Below are 4,896 nucleotides of genomic sequence, written 5' to 3' on the forward strand. Positions count from 1 at the left end.
GAATTGTGACATGGGGAGCAGTAGACCAGCAACGACAGAACAGAAGCAGGTGCAGACAAGCGCCCCTCCTACTTGGATGCAGAATGTCTTTAAGCGTGGGGGTGCAGATGCGTATAACATGTATGACACAGGGATGGGTGGTAATGTTTATGGGGGACCTCGTGTTGCCCCGTTAAGTGCTCCAACTTATCAAGCAATTGGAGGTCTTGGAGCTATTCCTCATCAGTATCAGAATTATATGAATCATTTGATGAATACTCCAACATCGTCTGCGAGAAACCTTAACTGGATTGCATCTGGTGGTTTGATGGGACCGAATTCTCAATTTGATGAGGAACTTAAAGAGGGCTTAAGTGAAATAAGAAATAGTATTAATCGACAGTTTTTAGGTAGTGGTCTTTATGGCTCTAGTGCGCATAACAATGAGTTACAGAGGGGGCTTAATGATGAATTAGCTCGTATCAAGTATCGCCAGCGTGATAGAGATTTACAGCATATGATGCAAGCCAATTCGATGATTGATCAACTGAATGAGAACCGCTTAGGCATGATAGGCAACTTATTCCCCTCTTATAATAACGCATATTCGAATATGTTGCAGGGGTCATCTGTTCTTAATGACTACAATCAACGCCTTGTTGATGCCAATAGAGAACGTTGGCTGGAACAAGACAATAGCGGCTGGAATAGGTTGAATATGCTTATGAACGCCGGTCATGGCTTTGCAAGGAATTACGGCACGACGACGAATAATGTGTCAGAATCTAAGATGCATGGTAACGACCCTTGGCAGAATGCTATGATGGTGCTTTTTGGATTAAAGAAGGCTGCGGAAAAGGCAGCAAATGCTGCCGTTTAGTTTGAATAATCTTAGAAAAAATAAATAGTTAAAGGGAAAGTAATGGTTTTTATAGATTTTGACCCGAGATATAAACATTTCGAACTCAAACGAAAAAAAACGACAACAGAGCGATTGCAGGAAGGAATAGATGAAAGTCAAAGACTGGATAAAGATAGAAAATTACCATTTATTCCTCAAGTACCAGTTCTCCCTAGTATGATTTCTATGAATAATCCATATGATGTGTATCACGGTTCTCTAGTTCCGATAGGCTCTATTTATCCTAATGAGGAAAATAAACCTTCGTTTCCAATTCCAAGAGAAAAAATTCCACCTAGTGTAGGAAATCATGCATCTGTTGTAACAGAACCAGTGACACCACAAGAACAGAATTCTAAACCAGAACCTAGTTTTTGGGATAAACTTTCTCGTTTTTCACAGTCTGATGTTAGTAAAAATATTGATGATTTTCTTATGGGGGCGATAACAGCAAGTCCAAATTCATCTGGATGGCAACTTTTTGCCAAGGGGCTGAAGAACTTGCATGAAGGAGATAAACAAAGAGGGCAGGTTAACCAGACTGTCGAGTATCTAAAATCTAAAGGGTACAGTGAAGAAGAGGCGCGGTTCATGGCACGTAATCCGCAAATGCTTAGTGCGATGCTAACAGGTGGTGATACTCCTAAGTTAAGTCAGGGGTTTCAATGGTATACCAATCCAGAGACTGGTGAACGCGAAATGAGACCGGTAAAGGGGTCTCCACAAGAACTTGAGTATAATCAAAAACTACAATCACAGAAAGAATGGGAGGGTAGAAGGATAAAAAATATGTTCACCACCAAGCAGCAGTTGAGAGCTGGATTAAATGATCTGAAAGCTGCTTTTGAACTCATTCAAACAGGTAAGGCTACAGGATTTAAGGGGTGGTTTACGAAAAAATTTGGTGGAAGTGATGGGTACAAATTAGACAAATTATTGGAGGGAATTAGAGGTGGTGTTCTAAGGACGGTATTTGAGAATCTAAAATCAATGAGTCCTAGCGGAACAGTAGGAACTGGTCCTATATCAAATTTTGAAAGTCAGGCACTATCATCAATGTTTGGTTCTTTGGATGTTGGGCGAGATAAAGAGGGATTGGAGAGAACTTTTGAAGTAATTAAAACAGCATTTGATTTTTTCAATAGGCATAATGACCTTCAACTGTACAACGCATTAACAGGTCAACCTATAGATACGCCTCAAGAAATCTCTGATAAATATTTTGTAGATTCACCTATGTCACAAGGAGGTGGTGCAAATATACCTATAATGAAATGGCAGGAAGGTATCGACAGAGATGATATCACTGTGTTTATAGATGCGTCTACCGGTAAGCGTATTGAAAAGGAAGAGTATTAATGAATACTTATACTAGCATTCCAGAATATGTAACATCTAAAAGTGGAAAACGTTACCGTTTGCGTGTTCTCGATGACAATTCGAGAGGTGGCACTCCAGAATATGTAACATCTAAAAGTGGAAAACGTTATCGTTTGCGTGTTCTCGATGATGCTCCGAATTTTGAAGAAACACCATCACCGCAACATCCCGAAATCACGCAAAGTGAAGCTTTTTGGAACTCTTTAAAGCATGGTTTGAGTTTTAATTTAGATGATGAAATTGCGGGGATCACAGCGGCAGGACGTGATTCTGATGATGAGTTGGCAATAAGTGCTTTTTTGAAGGGGCTTTACAACTATTGGACTGGAGATAAGAAAACCATAGAAAAATATGAGAAAGAAGCTAATAGAATACGTGATTATTATCGTAGGATGAGTGATCAACATTATTGGACTTCTTTTGCTGGAAATGCTTTAGGGTCGGCAATCCCTTCACTTGCGACTTTAGGGGGAGGATTGTTAGCCTCAGGAGCACGCTTTGTAGCGCCTACACTTGCAAGGAATGTGGCGGGGTCAAAATTAGGTCAAGCCTTTTTGAAAGCAGGTCAGTTACCCCCAAGTCGATTTGCAAGTCCATTTTTAGGCATCACGAACAAAACAACATTGCCGCATTTGCTTAAAGTAGGAGCGGCATCTGGAGCATTACATGGCGCAGGAGAAGGCGAAGGACTTGGTAATACACTTACAAGTACGTTATCTGGTGCAGGTTTAGGAGCGGGCGGGGCATTGGTTGGAAGTGCTTTAGGTCATTTGGCTGGTTCTACTGTCGGTGGAATACGAAGACTTCTTTCTCCTTCTCATAAGCAAGGTGTTGCAACAGACACGTTAAGAGCAATCAGTAAACATTTAGGTAAGGAGGCGTCTGAAGAGCTAGGAGAATCTTTTAAAAAAGCAGTTCCTACCGATTACGTAGCTGATCATAGTCCTTTTTTACAGGATCTTGTTTTTGATATCGCGAAAAGAAACCAAGGGGCTTATCTTGATTTAACCAAGAGAGCTGAACAGAGAGCGCTGGGAGGAGGGGAGCGTATTCATCAGGCGGCTGATAAATACTTTGTTCCTCGTCAAAATGTTACAGGTTTAAAAGATGATCTTATCGCGATTAGGAAAGCAGAACCACATACTCTTTACGAAATAGCTCAAAAAACACCAATAGGAGAACAGCATTATGGTGCTCTTAATGAATTAATGAAGCGTCCATACTTCAAACAGGCTTATAAAGGAGGGCTACAGGAATTCACGAGTGGTGGCAAAGAAGTCAGTTCGTTTTCTTCTGAAAAATTTAATCTCCTTAAAGAAAAACCCAACATGGGAGTTCTCCATGAAACGAAGGTTAAACTTGGTCTTATGAGAGATGAAGCCGAGAAGATAGGAGATAATAGTAAAGTTCATACCTTAGTTGGCATTCAGAAAAAGTTATTAGAGCTTATGGATGATATATCGCCTAAATATAAGAAGGCACGATCATTGTATCACCAATATAGTTCACGTTTAGATGCCATGGATGAAGGTTCCAAAATCCTTAGCAAGTCGGTTAATAAGGATGAGTTCAGTAAAATCTTTGATGAATTACCAAAGGCACAACAAGAATACTTTAAAAAGGGTTCAAGGGCAGAACTTTTACAAGGTATGGGTCAAACAAAAGATGAAGTATCCAAGGCAAAGGAGATTTTTGGTACGAATGATCTGTATAAACGATTTGCAAAGATTTATGGAGCCGATAAAGCTTCTGCGGTCAAGAAGGTTGTCGAAAAAGAAGCTAATTATGCAGATTTTTATAACAGAATACCAGGTCGTGTAGCGGATGAAAAGATATCTTTTACGCATAATGTCAGTATGCCAACGGGTAAACGTGATGCAGCTGTACAATTAGCAAAAGCTGCTGGGAAGTCTGCTTGGATTCCTTTCAAAGAGGCGGCGTTTAGAGAGCGTCAACGGATTGAAAAGGATGTTGTCAAATTGTTAACAGGGGGGACACAGATTAAGAATGATCAAATTGTAGCTCTCATTCAACGCATGGTAAACGCGCATCATAAGGGATATGCGACAAAAGAATGGTTCAAAAAGCTTTCTGCTGCTTTGTTTGGAGGTGGGGGAAAAGCCTCAACGGAGGAGTTGAATTTATTGAGTGCATTTGAGTAAGGGAGGAGATTAGGCTATGACCCGTTATAGTCCTGCTATTAATCAAGCGATCCGTCAAGCAGCAGCACGTTATGGTTTGCCAGAGAGTTATTTATACCGTGTTGCGCAAGTGGAAAGTGGTGGGAATCCGAATGCAAGGAATCCCCGCTCTTCTGCTGGTGGGTTGTATCAATTTATAGACAGCACCGCCAAACAATATGGTTTGCAGGATAGGTTTGACCCCATGCAAGCGGCAGATGCCATGGGGCGGTTGACACTTGATAATCGCAATCATTTAAGCCGTCTGTTGGGAAGAGCGCCTAGTGAAGCGGAGTTGTATTTAGCCCATCAACAAGGTGCAGGAGGAGCCGCGCGTCTTTTGCAAAATCCCCATGCCAATGCGGCGCAAATTGTTGGCAGCAATGCGGTTGGCTTGAATGGTGGAAACAACGCTATGCGTGCAAGTGATTTTGTCAACCGTGTATTACAGATGTA

General features: G+C 41.2%; 4 protein-coding genes. All 4 read left to right on the top strand.

Annotated elements, in window-relative coordinates; translation table 11 throughout:
• Nucleotides 1–859 (top strand): hypothetical protein (locus ACFILA_RS09045; protein WP_375661065.1); only part of this gene is annotated, 859 nt, incomplete at its 5' end.
• Between the two features lie 114 nt (nt 860–973).
• Nucleotides 974–2,239, top strand: a complete 1,266-nt coding sequence (locus ACFILA_RS09050; RefSeq protein WP_375661066.1) for a hypothetical protein — start codon at nt 974–976, stop codon at nt 2,237–2,239.
• Nucleotides 2,239–4,422 (top strand): hypothetical protein, encoded by a 2,184-nt coding sequence (locus ACFILA_RS09055; RefSeq protein ID WP_375661067.1) that lies wholly within the window; start codon nt 2,239–2,241, stop codon nt 4,420–4,422. The genes ACFILA_RS09050 and ACFILA_RS09055 overlap by 1 nt, the downstream gene beginning before the upstream one ends.
• Nucleotides 4,423–4,438: 16 nt before the next feature.
• A partial coding sequence (locus ACFILA_RS09060; RefSeq protein ID WP_375661068.1) for a transglycosylase SLT domain-containing protein occupies nt 4,439–4,896 on the top strand: 458 nt, incomplete at its 3' end.

Source organism: Bartonella sp. CL71SXKL (genome assembly GCF_042194935.1).
Taxonomy (GTDB): domain Bacteria; phylum Pseudomonadota; class Alphaproteobacteria; order Rhizobiales; family Rhizobiaceae; genus Bartonella.

Bases quoted from the DNA above. Each gene is read 5' to 3' on its own strand.
- ACFILA_RS09055 (WP_375661067.1), top strand. From the start codon at position 2,239: ATGAATACTTATACTAGCATTCCAGAATATGTAACATCTAAAAGTGGA.